9 protein-coding genes are annotated in these 13,840 nt (G+C 58.5%); all 9 read right to left on the reverse strand.

What is annotated here, in order from left to right; all coding sequences use genetic code 11:
• Nucleotides 1–6 precede the first annotated feature (6 nt).
• Nucleotides 7–1,248, reverse strand: coding sequence for a mannosyltransferase family protein (locus tag ADN00_RS03915; RefSeq protein WP_075061649.1), 1,242 nt, complete (start codon nt 1,246–1,248; stop codon nt 7–9).
• 37 nt (nt 1,249–1,285) lie between these two features.
• Nucleotides 1,286–2,893 carry a hypothetical protein gene (locus ADN00_RS03920; protein WP_075061650.1) on the reverse strand — a complete coding sequence of 536 codons (1,608 nt, stop codon included), beginning with the start codon at nt 2,891–2,893 and terminating at the stop codon, nt 1,286–1,288.
• Nucleotides 2,894–5,338, reverse strand: a complete 2,445-nt coding sequence (locus tag ADN00_RS03925; protein ID WP_075061651.1) for a GH36-type glycosyl hydrolase domain-containing protein — start codon at nt 5,336–5,338, stop codon at nt 2,894–2,896.
• A gap of 84 nt (nt 5,339–5,422) precedes the next feature.
• A complete protein-coding gene (locus ADN00_RS03930; protein ID WP_082389864.1) occupies nt 5,423–6,508 on the reverse strand; it encodes a carbohydrate ABC transporter permease in 1,086 nt (361 codons plus the stop codon).
• A gap of 9 nt (nt 6,509–6,517) precedes the next feature.
• Nucleotides 6,518–7,474: a carbohydrate ABC transporter permease gene (locus ADN00_RS03935; protein WP_075061652.1), complete on the reverse strand. Its 957-nt coding sequence runs from the start codon at nt 7,472–7,474 to the stop codon at nt 6,518–6,520.
• 121 nt (nt 7,475–7,595) lie between these two features.
• Entirely contained in the window at nt 7,596–9,026 is a 1,431-nt protein-coding gene (locus ADN00_RS03940) for an extracellular solute-binding protein (RefSeq protein WP_075061653.1), read from the reverse strand.
• 104 nt (nt 9,027–9,130) lie between these two features.
• Entirely contained in the window at nt 9,131–10,147 is a 1,017-nt protein-coding gene (locus ADN00_RS03945) for a LacI family DNA-binding transcriptional regulator (RefSeq protein WP_075061654.1), read from the reverse strand.
• Between the two features lie 174 nt (nt 10,148–10,321).
• Nucleotides 10,322–10,555, reverse strand: coding sequence for a hypothetical protein (locus ADN00_RS03950; protein WP_152966249.1), 234 nt, complete (start codon nt 10,553–10,555; stop codon nt 10,322–10,324).
• An 83-nt stretch (nt 10,556–10,638) separates the two neighbouring features.
• Nucleotides 10,639–13,680, reverse strand: coding sequence for a glycoside hydrolase family 2 TIM barrel-domain containing protein (locus tag ADN00_RS03955; protein ID WP_160317458.1), 3,042 nt, complete (start codon nt 13,678–13,680; stop codon nt 10,639–10,641).
• Between the last annotated feature and the right edge of the window lie 160 nt (nt 13,681–13,840).

Below are 13,840 nucleotides of genomic sequence, written 5' to 3' on the forward strand. Positions count from 1 at the left end.
GCTGCCTCACCCTACCCAGAAATCAAAACTGAACAACATGGCCGAAAGGCCAAACAACAGCACCGAGGCAAATGTCCACACCCGGTCGAAGACGCGGCTTCTGCCCCACTGTCCCAGACACAAGAAGATCACCGGCGCGGCCAGCACATAGCGCGCCATACCCTGCGCCGCCCCGCTGAACAGCGAGAGTAAAATCACTGCCAGGCTGTACAGCGCCAGGTCCTTCTCGCGCCGGAAGAACAATCCGCACGCGACCAGGCCCAGCAGCAGGCTGCCCACCTCCAGCGCGTAATACACTGCCGCCTGCGAGTTACCTTTCAACACCGATTCAAATGCCCCAACCCACGCGCTGATGGTCGCGCCGATGGCCAGGAAATGCCGCCCAAAGAACTGGTCTTCAAGGATAAAGAAATTGCGGCCCAATTCCGAGGCGCGCCAGGCCAAAAAGGCAATCACCGGCAGGGCCACCCCCACAGACTTGACCGCCATCTCCCACACCGGCTGGTCGCGCGTTTCATCATTCCACGGGGCCGCCTGCCACCAGCGGTACGCCAGCGGGATCACCACCAGCCCGCCCAGCGGGCGCGTCAGCGTTGCCGCCGCCGCCAGCAGGCCGGCCGGCAGCCATTTGTCGCGCCGCGCCAGCGCCATGCAACCAAATGACAAACCCATAAACAGCCCTTCGGTATACACCTGCGCCAAAAAGAACGCGCTGGGGAAGATAAGCATGTAATACACCGCCCGCAGGCTGCCCTCTCGCTCCAGCAGTGGTTGGGCCAGATCGTACAGCGCGATCATCGCCCCCAGCGTGCCCAGCAGCGATACCAGCACCCCCGCCAACGTGGAAGCCACGATCGGCGTCAGGCCCAGCGCCAGCAGCGGAACGCGCGCCACCCGCATCACCCAGCCATACAGCGGAAAAAAAGCGTAGCTCATGCTCAACAATTCACCCTTATTCTGTGGGTCTTTGATCGTCCGCACCAGAGGATCATCGTAACCCGCCGTGGCCATCGAAAGATAAAACTCCGAATCCCACGACACCTGATGGTTCAAAAAAGGTTCCACCAGGTAGGCTTTGTCATCCTGGCTGTTCTTGCCAGTTTCGTTGGCTGTCCACATCAACACACTGTCCGGGCGTTTCAGCTCCAGCCGCCAGTCGGCCACGGCCTGGTAACCGATCACCAGCAGCGACCACAGCGCCCAGATGGCCGCCAAAAGGATCAGGTCATTCTCCTTGTTCTTCTTCATGCGCGTTTTCCATCCTTCAAGCCTGGTTGTCAAAACCTCAGCGTTTTTCAAGAATCAACAGCGTTACCGATTCGGCGGGCAGCTCCAGCGTGTCTTCCAGTGCGATTTCTTGCGCCGGCTCTCCCGGTCGCAGCAGTTCCACCGGGTCCACGTTCCAGCCGCCGTCGAGCCGCAAAGGGACTTCCTTTGCTTCCAGCCCACTGTGCACCAGCAACACGCTCAGTCGTCCATCACCGCGCAGCGCGGCCAGCACGCTCACTTGCTCCACCCCTGAGGTCGAGAGCACGCGCTGGCTGCCCATCTGCTGAAACAGCGGGTAAAGGTGATAAGCCGGGCGCACATCCGAACCCGAAAGCAAACCCCACCCGCCGGTCTTCGGCGCGCTTTGCAGAGCAAACTGCGCCCCAATCGTTACCCCCTGGCGCGCCATGCGGGTGATCACCCCTGCCAGCCACACCGCGTTGGCCGCCGAATCGGGCGTGGTTTCGCCGCCGGTGGCTTTGTTCCAGTGTGAATTGAACTCCGTCACTGCCACCGGCAGATCGCGCCCCGTCTGCGCCCTTATCTGCGCCCGCAGCGCCGGGATAATGCTGTCCCATTCCTCCGCGCTGGCGTACAGATCGGCTTTTTCCACCACTTCCGCTCCCAGCGTGGTCGGGAAGGGGTAGCGGTGAATCGAAACCACATCCACCAAATCGCCGTTGGCCTTCAGAAATTCATCCATCCACAAGCGGCCCTGGGCATCGCGCGGGTCCAGCGCCGGGTCACCGCGGTATTGGGTAATATCCGGCCCCACCAGCACAATGGATGGATCCACCGCCCGCATCGCCTCGGCCATGGCACGCCATTCCTGGTTATAGCGCAGCGTATCAACATCGCCGTACAGCTCCGGTTCGTTGCCCACGCTCCAATAGCGCACCCCGTAGCCTTTCTCCACGTTGGTGTAGCGCACCAGTTCGGCGGCTTTTTCAACACTGCCGCCATGCATGCGCGCGCTGATCGCCGGTTCAGCGCCGAGCGCGCGCGCCAAGTTAATATACTGGTCAATATGGTAATGTTTCAGATCGTTATCATCGCCCCAATTGCCGCCCGGAAAGCGCAGATACATAAAGCCGCCCGCCTGGGCTTCATCTTGCAAGTCAACCGGCACCACACTCCACGGGCCATAATTGGTGCCAAACAACAACGGGCTGATCTCCCCCTCCACCTGACCGCTGTCCACCCGAACCATCCCCGCTGTCGCGGCGGGCGTAGCGGTGGGGTCTGGCAGGCGGGTTGGCGTGGGGCTGAGCAGGGCCGTTGGCTCTACGCTAGAGGTTGGCAGGCTCTCATGGTTGGCCGCAGGCGCTCCGCCGGCGCAGGCCGCCAGCGCCAATTGGCACAACATTACAAGGCAGGTCAACCGCGATATGCCGGTTCTCAGATTCCTTTTCACCTTTTCCTCCTCACAGCAAACAGCCTGCTTGCGAAAATTAAGAGCGCGAAATACATACCCCTCGTTTGAATGCGGCGCGAGGGTGATTAATGATGAATAGTTTTCGTTACTGGCAGTGAGATGATTCGGCGGCTTCTCTAAACTCCTGCCGTTGATGGGTGCGCCAGCCGCAGCCAGCGAATCGATGCTGGCTGCGGCTGTTGGTTTCATTTATGCCAATTCCACTTTCACCTGAACGTCCTTAACCCCGGTCTCTGGCAGCGGAACCACGTTGCCTTCCACTGCCTGGCCGTTCACCCACAAGCGTGTTAAATTTCCTGGGCCTTTGCGTTCCACTTCGATCTGATAGGTTACGCCGCGATACAACCGGGTGGATTTGAAGCCTTTCCACGCTGCTGGAATCACCGGAGCCACTTTCAGGCCTTTCAGGGTGGGCTGAATGCCGAGAATGTACTGCGTAATAGCTACATAATTCCACGCCGCTGTGCCGGTGAGCCAGGAGTTCTTGGCCTCACCGTGAGTGGCCGCGTCCCGACCGGCGATCATTTGCGAGTACACATACGGCTCACCGCGGTGTACCTCGCTGATCTCCTCGCGCCGTGACGGATTAATCCGCAAGTAATAATCGTGCGCCTGGTCGCCGTGTCCCACCAGCGTTTCCGCGATCATAATCCATGGGTTGGTATGGCAGAAAATACCCGCGTTCTCTTTGTATCCGGGTGGGTACGAGGAAATTTCACCCAGGTGCAGGTAATACTGGCTGTAGGCCGGCTGCTGCAGCACAATCCCGTGCATGGTCGCCAGCCGCTCGCCCACAGATTTCAGCGCCTGCTCAGCTTTACCGTCATCCAGCCCCAGGCCGCCCATAATGCACATACCCTGCGGCTCAATAAAGATCTGCCCTTCCTCATTCTGCGCCGAGCCAATTGGCCGGCCAAAGTCGTCATACGCGCGCCGGAACCAGGCCCCATCCCAGCCGTGCTGGTAGACCACCGCTTCCATCTCTTCCACCTGGCTAATTAACTCTCTGGCTTCCGCGGAGTTGCCGCGCGCGGCTGCCAGTTCAGCCATTTCGCGCCCGGCCACCGCGAACAGCCCGGCGATAAAGACACTCTCGGCCACCTTGCCTTCTTTATTGGTGGTGGTCTGGAAGCTCTGCCCCGGTTCCGAAGAGAAGCAGTTCAAATTCAGGCAGTCATTCCAGTCGGCTCGCCCAATCAGCGGTAGTCCGTGCGGGCCTTTGCGCTCCACGGTGTAGCGCACCGAGCGCTGCAGGTGCTCATACAACGGTGTTTCGCTGCCCGGCTGGTTGTCATACGGCACCATCGCGTCCAAAATGCTCCAATCGCCGGTCTCTTTGATGTAGGCCGAAACCGCCAGCACCAGCCACAGCGGATCATCATTGAAGTTGCTGCCCACCGCGTCGTTGCCGCGTTTGGTGAGCTGCTGGTACTGGTGATACGCCCCGCCGCTGGCCATCTGCGTGGCGGCCAGGTCCAAAATCCGCTCGCGGGCGCGCTCAGGCACCATGTGGACAAAGCCCAGCAGGTCCTGGTTGGAATCGCGGTAGCCCATGCCGCGCCCAATCCCCGACTCAAAATACGAAGCCGAGCGCGACATATTGAAGGTGATCATATTCTGGTAGGCGTTCCAGATGTTCACCATGCGGTTGGTGTGCTCATCCGGGGTTTCCACCTGGAAGCGGTCGAGCAGCTCGCCCCAATAGGTTTTCAACACCGCGAAAGCCCGGTCGGCTTCCTCAGCCTGCAAATAGCGCCGGATGACGGTTTTCACCGCGCGCTTGTTAATCGTCTGCGAGCCGGGCGGGTCGAATTTGTCGTCTGCCGGGTTCTCGTGATAGCCCAGCAGAAAAATTACCTGGCGCTCTTCACCCGGCTGCAGCGTTACATTCACCTGGTGAACACCCACCGGCGACCAGCCATAAGCGATGGAGTTGGAGCATTGCCCGGCTTCCACCACCTGCGGTGAATCCCAGCCGCGATAGGCGCCCAAAAAGGCCTCGCGCTGCGTGTCGAAACCGGCCACCTCTGCCGAGCAGGCAAAATAAGCAAAGTGATTGCGCCGCTCGCGGTATTCGGTCTTGTGATAAATCACCCCGTCTTCCACTTCCACCTGACCGGTGCTGAAATTGCGCTGGAAATTGGAAGAATCGTCCAGCGCGTCCCACAGGCAGAACTCAATGCTGGAGAACACCGAAAGGTCCAGCGCCTCGCCGCGGTCATTGCGCACGGTCAGCTGCCACACTTCCAGGTTTTCACCCATCGGCACAAAATAGCGTGTGGAGGCGAAAACGCCCTTCAGAGAAGAGGAAATGATGCTGTAACCCTGGCCGTGCCGGCAGGTATATTCGTCCAGCGGCTTGCGGGTTGGCTGCCAGGATGGCGACCAGAACTCACCGGAGGTGTTGTCTCGCAGGTAGATATAACGCCCGCCCATATCCATAGGCACATTGTTATAGCGGTAGCGGGTGATGCGGCGCAGGCGCGGATCCTGATAAAAGGAGTAACCGCCCGCCGTGTTGGAAATGATCCCAAAGTAGGCTTCACAGCCCAGGTAATTAATCCACGGCAGTGGGGTGTCTGGCCGCGTAATCACATATTCCCGATTCTGGTCATCAAAAGTTCCAAACTTCATAATTCATTCCTCTTCCAATTAAATTCATTTACAAAGAGCCGTCTTAACCAGCCTGGCCCTTATTCTCATACTCATAGATTACACCTATTTATCAACTCCAGTAAAGACCATACCCTGCATGAAGACCCTTTGCGCCAGGAAGAAGATCAACACCGGAACCACCAGGCCCAGCACTGCCGCTGACTGAATGAGCTGCGGCTGCTGACCGTAGAGCGCGTTGAACTGCTGAATGGCCACCGAAATCGGCTGCAGCTCTGGCTTGGTGGAAAGGTAGATCAAGGGCTCAAAGAAATCTTTCCACGCGAACACCATGTGCGAAAGGGTTACTGTAACCAGCGCCGGCCAGGCCTGCGGCAAAATCACCGCGAACAGCGTACGCAGCGGCCCCGCCCCGTCGATCATCGCCGCCTCGTCCATCTCGCGCGGGATGGTCATAAAATACTGCCGCAGCCAGAATACGTTATAAGCATTGGCAAAGAAATGCGGCACCACCAGCGGCAGCCACGATCCCACCCAACCAATCCGCACAAAGAAGGCGTAAAGCGGAACCGTAACCACCGTACGCGGCAGGAAGATGGTCGCGATCAGCACCAAAAAGAGCGTGTTCTTGAGCGGGAAGCGGAAGCGCGAAAAGCCGTAGGCCACCGCCACGCAAGAGAACACCGTCCCCACAATGCCGATCACCGCGATCAAGAAGGTGTTAAGAATGATCTTGCCAAAGGTAAAGTTCTTTCCTTCCAGTTTCCATACGTCCGGGTAATTGCTCCAGTTGGGCGAGAAGTCCCATACCGGCTCCAAGGAGCGGTACTTGCCTTCCCACACATAGGGGGTCGCGTTGGGATCATGCGCGTCAATAAAGGTGCTCGTCTTGCGTCCCTTTTCAATAATCGCCATATCTTTCAGCGAACCGTCCGGCTGGGGCACCCGGTATACCTCGTACTCTTTGCCTTCAAATTCCATTTTGGCTGGCCGCGCCGGGTACAACGGACTGTTGGGCAGCGAGATTTGCTCTTTATCTTTCAATGAAGTGGAAAGGGTGTAGATAAACGGCGAAATATAGCCCAGCAGCAGCATGAATGCGAATAATGTAACCGTTGCGCCAGCCAGAATACTTGCGGCACGCTTTTGCGCCCTGGTGAGGGAAGGTGATTGGTTCCGTTTTTCGTTCATTCTGGCCTCCTAAGATCGTTCCGCTTCATAAACCCAAAATCGGCGCGTCCCGAAGATGATCAACGTCACCGTCAAAATCGCCAGGAACAATACCCACGCCAGAGTCGCCCCATAGGCCATATCCTGGTATTGGAAAAAGTTTTTGAACATGTAAAGGTTATAAAACATGGTCGCGTTTCCTGGGTCGCCGGTGCCGCGCGTCAGCACGTAGGGCTCCAGGAAATATTGAAACAAACCCACCACGGCTAGAATCAAATTGTAAAAAATAATGGGTGAAACCATCGGAACGGTGATTTTCCAGAAAATCGTAAAGTTATTCGCGCCATCCACCCGTGCCGCTTCATACATATCGGTCGGCACGTTCTGCATCCCCGCCAGCATGGTGATCATCGCCTGACCGTTGCCCCACAGGCCAAACAGCAGCAACGCCGGGTAAATCCAGGTGGTCGAGCGAATCCATTCCGGACCCGGAATGCCAAACAGCGCCAAAAAACGGTTCATCCAGCCGGTTTGCTCATTCAAAAATCCGCCCCACGCCAGCACTGCGGAGACCAGAGGGATCATGTAAGGCATATAGAATAATGTGCGAAAAATGCGTTTCCCCCACAGGTGCTTCGAATTCATCAAAGCCGCCAGGCCTAAGGGCAGAAAAATGGCAATCGGCAGCGCCATGGCAAAGAAGCGCAATGTAACAGACATGGCGTGCGGCACGATCGGGTCGCTGAACAACTTGGCATAATTCCGCAATCCAACAAATTGCAGATTATTGACATTATTAAGGCTGTAATTGGTAAAAGAAATCACCAGAGTGGAAACCATTGGGATCATGGTAAACACTAGAAAACCCAAAATCCAGGGCGTCAGAAAGAGATACCCCAAGCGGGCCTCTTGGCTTGCCAGCCCTTTCTTTTTTTGTTTTCCTTTCACCGTGCTGGTGCTCATTTCATTTGCAGTAGTTATCGACATGGGTCTATCCCTCTTCCAGATATACTCAACAAAATGGGGCCAGCTTTCTGGCCAGACCGGCCGAGCTGGCCCCATCTTCATTCGATTTGCCCAACTATCACATCAAAGATGTGCCTCGAGGTTACTTGGCCTCATCAAAGATGACCTGAAGGTCTGCTACCAGTTTATCAATCTCAGCATTGATGTCCAGATCTGCGGTGCTCTGGAAGAGGGTCTGGAACGCGCCGATCCGCTCAGTCGCCTTGTTGAAGTTCGGCATATTGGCTTCGTGGCTCGGGTTGTCGGTGTAGTTCAACGCGGCTTTGGCAACTTCCCAATCCACACCCTGCGGGTGGGCTTCATCCAAGGTCGCGAAGTAGCTGTCTTGCAGGCTGTGGCGAGCGGGCATACCGCCGTAGACCAGCAGCAGTTCGTCGGCAGCTTCGCCGGTCAGGTAATCCAATACCTTGAAGGCCGCTTCGGGGTTCTTGGTGGATTTCATGATGCGGAAGGTGTCAGCGTGCAGTTTGGCAGTAATTTCGCCCTTGTACGAAGGAATGGCCGCGATGTCCCAGTCTTCGCTTTCGGAGCAGGCATGGCACCACAGGTGCAGGCCAACCATGGCCACATTGCCAGAGCCAAAGGCGTTGCCAGCGGCCAGCAGATCGCTGTTGATGTAGCTGTCGGTGGGGTAGAAATGCTTGTTCCAAATGGCATCGTAGTACCAGTTGAAAGCTTCGCGCCAATTATCCGACACCATCGCTTTGCCGTTTTCGTCAACAAAGTTGCTGGCGCCAAACATGGTCGCCAAACCGCGCGGGTCAGTCCACTGAGTGTAGTAACCAAACTGGACAATATTCGCCGGATCAAAACCAGCTTCGGTCGCGTCATTGCCATTGGCGTCCACGGTCAGCTGCATGGCCAGCTCAGTCAGCTTGTCCATATCCCAATCGTCGCCGTCTTCATACTTGGCGCCCCACTCGTGCGGAGGATAAGCCAGGCCGGCTTCGTCAAACGCGGGTTTGTAGTAGTACAAGAAGTAGGGATAGACCGCGAACGGCAGGCCGATCAGGCCTTCGCCTTCGACTCGGTAGAAATCAACCGCGCTCTCGTCGAAATCCGAAAGGTCGTAGTTCATCGAGGCTACCAGCGGGTCCAGGTCCAGCCACTGGCCGGAGTAAGCGTTTGAGCCAGCCACACCCACCGGGCCGATGATATCGGGAGCGTTGCCCGCGGCAATCTGGGTCGCCAGGGTGTCATTCGCCACATCGTAGTTGACGATCTCGATCACCAGTTCAATTTCGTCCTGGCTCTCATTGAACTTCTTCACAACTTCTTCTTGCGCGGCAACCTGCTCAGGCTGTTGGCCGGTTCCCAGGCCAACAAACCAGCGCACCTGCACGCGATCGCCAGCGGCGGGGGCAGCAGCCGGGGCTTCGGTAGCGGCCGGGGCTTCCGCGGGGGCGGCAGCTTCGGCAGGTTGTTCAGCAGCCGGGGCCGCGGGCTGGCAAGCCGCCAGCAGCATGCTGAACACAACAATCAAAGCAAACATAGCAAATATAGGCTTACGCATCGATCTTCTCCTTGATCAGAATTGAGATGAAAAAATCAAACACACAGTTGGGCTTATACATTGGGCTTCAGAAAATAATCTATGCTTCTTCGATAGGACCTCCTTTAACCGTCCATTCGGGTTCCGCAAGAAGAGCGGATCACCAGCTCGGCAGGTAAGACAATCCGGTGTGGTTCCTCGCTCGGATTGTGGATCATATCCACCACAGTCTCCACCGCGATCCGTCCCATCCGCGCGGTGGGCTGCCGCACAGTGGTCAACGGAGGGTTGGTTTGAGCAGACTGCGGTATGTCATCAAAGCCAATAATGGCCAGATCACCCGGTACGGAAAAGCCAGCTTCCTGAAACGCGCGCAGCGCGCTGATCGCCATCGGATCGCTGGCCGCGAAAACTGCGTCGGGGCGCTGCGCAATCAGGCGCAGGGCCGCCGCGTACGATCCCGCTGCGGTAAAGTCGCTTTCAATAATCAGGTTGGGGTCCACCGCAACGCCGCGTTCCTGCAGGGCATCCAGATACCCTTGATATCGGTCATACCCCACAATGGTATTCTGCGGGCCGGTAATGGTCGCGATGCGTTTGCGGCCCATGCGGATGAGGTGCAGCACGGCTTCGCGCGCGCCCACCCGGTTGTCCACATCGATATAGCTGATTTTGGGATTGTTGGGATGCCGCCCAATTAATACAAATGGCAGCTTTCCTTGCGCCAGCGCCTTGACAATTGGGTCGTCCATCACCATTGAAGACACTATCACCCCATCCACCAGCCCGTTATACATAATTTTGCTGATCATGCGCCGTTCATATTCTGGCTCAGCCAGCCACAACATGACCGTGTAATCCAGAGCGTTGCAGGCCGAAGAGACATTTTGGATCAATTGGGGGAAGAACGGATCGGTGAAGATTGCGCCCACCCCCACCGGAATGACCAGGCTCAACACCCCCGTCCGCCCGGCTGCCAGACCCCGCGCGGCCAGGTTGGGCTGAAAATTTAGGTTCTGAATCACGTTCATCACCTGCTCGCGCGCTCGCTCGCTGACACTTTCCTCGCCGTTAATCACCCGTGAAACGGTTGATCGGGAGTAGCCACTGATTTTGGCGATGTCTTCCAGGGTGAGTGACATAAGGTGTCCTTTTGGGAGCGCTCTCAATTTTTTCTCAACAAAAATCCGCATATCGGCGGCAATGTGGGTAATAATGCGCGTTTTTTATTGATGCTTGGGAGCGCTCCCATATCAATTATCTTATAAGTTTTTTATCCGCTTGTCAAGATATTAAATTCTCGTTAACAATCTGAATTAAAAATGAATATCCACCGGAAGTTCAGGTATCCATGTTGGCACGCGTGTCGGAACCGGTTCGCCCATTCCCCCCTCCAACCAGCGCAGCAGATTCAACACCAGCGGCAGCAGCACAATCAGCAGCAGAACCAACGCCGTTCCCCTCCGCCGCCGCTCCGCCTGAGCGCGCAGCGCCTCTTCATCTCCATTGACCTCAAATTCCGGCTCTTCCATGCTTTGATTGTACGCCAAAATACCCCCCTTCACCCCGCCTTAAAACGCACCGGGGCCGCGCCTTTTCCACGCAGCCCCGAAAACATTCATTTTGTGCCTGCCTACACCGCCCGCAGACGCACGCTGAAGCGGTACTCTCCGGCTGGTACTTCATACTGGGGCAGGGTATCCGGCCCGCAGCTTGCGCTGCCCAGCCCGCGCTGGCGCGCATCCACGCAGAGATAAATCTTCTCCTCCCGCTGTAGCTCGCAGGCGTGGCGCGCCTGCCATAGCTGTTCCGCGGAATAAGGCAGCGCGCTGAAGCTAAACGGCGCGTCTCCGCTCACCCGCAAGCCGCGCCCAGATATGCCGCGCAGTTCCACCCAGCGTGTTTCATTGCGCGCGCCGTTCTCCTGCGGCAGCAGGTAAGGCACCACCAGCTCGTCTACCGTGCCAGTGTAGCGTCCCAGCGCCGCCCCTGCCTGGCGGTCGGGGTAATTCTCATGCGGCCCGCGCCCAAACCAGGACACTTTCTCCAGGCCGCCTTCCAGCACCAGCAGCAGCCCCACGCGCGCCAGCCCCGGCAAACCCGGCTCGGCGGTGATCTGCTCGTCCAGCACCAGATCGCCATCCGCGCTGGCCCACACGCGCTGACGCTCGGTGAACAGCCGTGCCCCCCTGGTGTTTCGCCACTCGCAGACACTTTCCACACCCGCCAGCCGCTCGCCGTCCCATTCCAGCCGCTCCAGGCGCTGATCAGCCGCCATCTCGTTGTAACCGGCTTCCAGCCAGCGCCTGAGCATCTTTCCTGCCATCAGCGGTTCAAAGCGGAAGCCGTCATTATCGGTGGGGGCGCGCCACACATTCAGGCGCGGAGCCTGGCGCAGCAGCGCCGCTGCCCCCCCATCCGCCAGCCGCGCGCTAATTTCTTCCAGCGCGCCACTGCGTGCGTTGACCCTCACCACCAGCCCGCCGTGCTCCACTTCCAGCGCTTCTTCTCCACGCGCCAGCACTCTCAGATCCGTCGCCATGTCTGGCGCGGGCGCGGACGCGCTCACCGGCAGGGCGAACTGCTCCCAGCCCAACTCATACCCGGCCGAAGCCCAGGGCAGGTCTTTGTTCAGGATCACCCGCGCCATCAGGTGCGCTTCCTGGCCGCCCTCCAAGACTGGCAGGCGGTACGGCATGTGGACAAGGCATGATTCACCCGGCAGCAGCGCGGGAATCTCAAACTTGCCTTCCTGCACCGTCTCACCGTCCACGCTCACCAGCCAGCGCCCGCTTACATCCTCCAGGCGCGTGAAGTCGCGCAGGTTGCGCAGTGACAGCTCGCCTCGTTCCAGATCAATCGCTTCAACCTGAAAGGGCTGAAACAGTTTTTTACACTCGAACAGCGCCGGGTGCGGCGTGCGGTCGGGGAAGACAATCCCATTCACACAGAAATTTCGGTCGTTGATCTCGTCGCCAAAATCGCCGCCATACGCCCAGCCCCCGCCGTTGGGCAAGTCGGCCTTCCACAAGCCCTGATCCACCCAGTCCCAGATAAACCCGCCCTGCAGCCCCGGCGTGGAACGAATCGCCTGCCAATAATCGGCCAGGCTGCCCGGCCCGTTGCCCATGGCGTGCGCGTACTCGCACAAAATCAGCGGCCGGTCGGCCCGCGGATCGCGCGCGTAGGCTACAATCTGGTCAATTGAAGCGTACATCGGGCAGACGATATCTGTCGCCGCCCGCCCGCCGTGCAGATCGGGTGCCACTGCCCCTTCATAATGCACCGGTCGCGAGGGGTCAAAGGCGCGCGACCAGGCCGCCATCGCGTCATGCACCGGGGCGTAACCGCTCTCATTCCCCAATGACCAGATGATCACACTGGCGTGATTTTTGTCCCGCTCCACCATGCGCGTAAAACGATCCATCATCGCCGCCGTCCATTCCGTCTGGTGCGGCAGACGGTTGTAAAACGCGTGGCATTCGCAGTTGGCCTCTCCCACCAGGTAGAGACCGTACTCATCGCACAGATCATACCATTCGCGGCAGTTCGGGTAGTGACTGGCGCGCACGGCGTTAAAGTGGTTTTGTTTGAGCAGCAGAATATCCTGCAGCATCGAGTCCCGCGAGATCACCTTGCCGGTGTATCCGTCGTGTTCGTGCCGGTTCACCCCCTGGATATAGATGGCCTTGCCGTTCACCAGCAGCTGCCGGCCGCGCACCTCCACACGCCGGAAGCCAATCCGCTCGCGCCGCACGTCCACCACCTGGCCGCTCGCGTCTTCCAGCCACACCACCAGCGTGTACAGCACTGGCGTTTCCGCGCTCCACGGAAGAACGCCAAACTGCGCCGATTCCAGGCGCGCCGCGGTTACCTGGCTGTCGCTGACCACCACCTCCGCCGCCAGCTCCCCGGACAGCACGGCTTGCTGCGCGGCGTCATACAACTGCGCGCGCACCATCCAGCCTTTCTCTGCCGCCCGGATCCCATTCACCCGCGCGCGCACGGATAACCGTCCCGAACGCGAATCGTCCGACAGCCACGGCTGCGCAAAAACATCGTCGATGTGCGCTTCGGGCACGGCGTAAAGGTACACGTCGCGGTGAATCCCTGCCAGCCGCCAGTGATCCTGGTCTTCCAGGTAGCTGCCATCCGACCAGCGCATCACCACCGCCGTCAGTTCATTGCGGCCTTCTTTCAGCCAGCCGGTAATATCAAACTCCGCCGGCAGGCGCGAATCCTGACTGTAACCGGCTTCCTGCCCGTTGACGAACAGGTAAAACGCCGATTCCACGCCCTCAAAGCAGGCGATCACCCGCCGCCCGCGCCAGCTTGCGGGCAGGTCAAATTCGCGGCGGTAGACGCCGGTGGGATTCTCCTGTGGCACATAAGGCGGCTCTCCGCGGAACGGCATCTGAATATTGGTGTAGATCGGGCGATCATAGCCTTGCAGCATCCAATGCCCCGGCACGACAATTTCGTCCCAGGTTTCGGGCAGGCTGCCGGCCCGCGCCCCATCCAGCGCGGCTTGCGCGTCCACGCCGAATTGAAAGCGCCAGTTACCATTCAGCATCAGGCGGGTGTCTTGCGGTAGATTCCCTGCCAGCGCCGCTTCCATGCTGCCATACGGCAAAGAAACCGCGTGCGCCGGCAGGCGGTTTCGCGCGAAAATCATGGGGGTTTCCCAATCGGGACTCAACCGGTTTGGCTGCATATCTTCCTCATCAAAAATAGAATTGGCTGCGCCGCTCTGGCAACTCCCCGCGAGCCCGCGCCGCACGCCTGCAATCTTATCACAAATCATTGCGCTGCCATCCATCCATTAACTTTATACA

Source organism: Ornatilinea apprima (assembly GCF_001306115.1).
Classification (GTDB): Bacteria; Chloroflexota; Anaerolineae; order Anaerolineales; family Anaerolineaceae; genus Ornatilinea; species Ornatilinea apprima.

What these genes read in the sequence shown, in the direction of transcription:
- ADN00_RS03915 (WP_075061649.1), bottom strand. Translation starts at nt 1,248, where the DNA reads ATGAAGAAGAACAAGGAGAATGACCTGATCCTTTTGGCGGCCATCTGG.
- ADN00_RS03920 (WP_075061650.1), bottom strand. Translation starts at nt 2,893, where the DNA reads ATGAAACCAACAGCCGCAGCCAGCATCGATTCGCTGGCTGCGGCTGGC.
- ADN00_RS03925 (WP_075061651.1), bottom strand. Translation starts at nt 5,338, where the DNA reads ATGAAGTTTGGAACTTTTGATGACCAGAATCGGGAATATGTGATTACG.
- ADN00_RS03930 (WP_082389864.1), bottom strand. Translation starts at nt 6,508, where the DNA reads ATGAACGAAAAACGGAACCAATCACCTTCCCTCACCAGGGCGCAAAAG.
- ADN00_RS03935 (WP_075061652.1), bottom strand. Translation starts at nt 7,474, where the DNA reads ATGTCGATAACTACTGCAAATGAAATGAGCACCAGCACGGTGAAAGGA.
- ADN00_RS03940 (WP_075061653.1), bottom strand. Translation starts at nt 9,026, where the DNA reads ATGCGTAAGCCTATATTTGCTATGTTTGCTTTGATTGTTGTGTTCAGC.
- ADN00_RS03945 (WP_075061654.1), bottom strand. Translation starts at nt 10,147, where the DNA reads ATGTCACTCACCCTGGAAGACATCGCCAAAATCAGTGGCTACTCCCGA.
- ADN00_RS03955 (WP_160317458.1), bottom strand. Translation starts at nt 13,680, where the DNA reads ATGATTTTCGCGCGAAACCGCCTGCCGGCGCACGCGGTTTCTTTGCCG.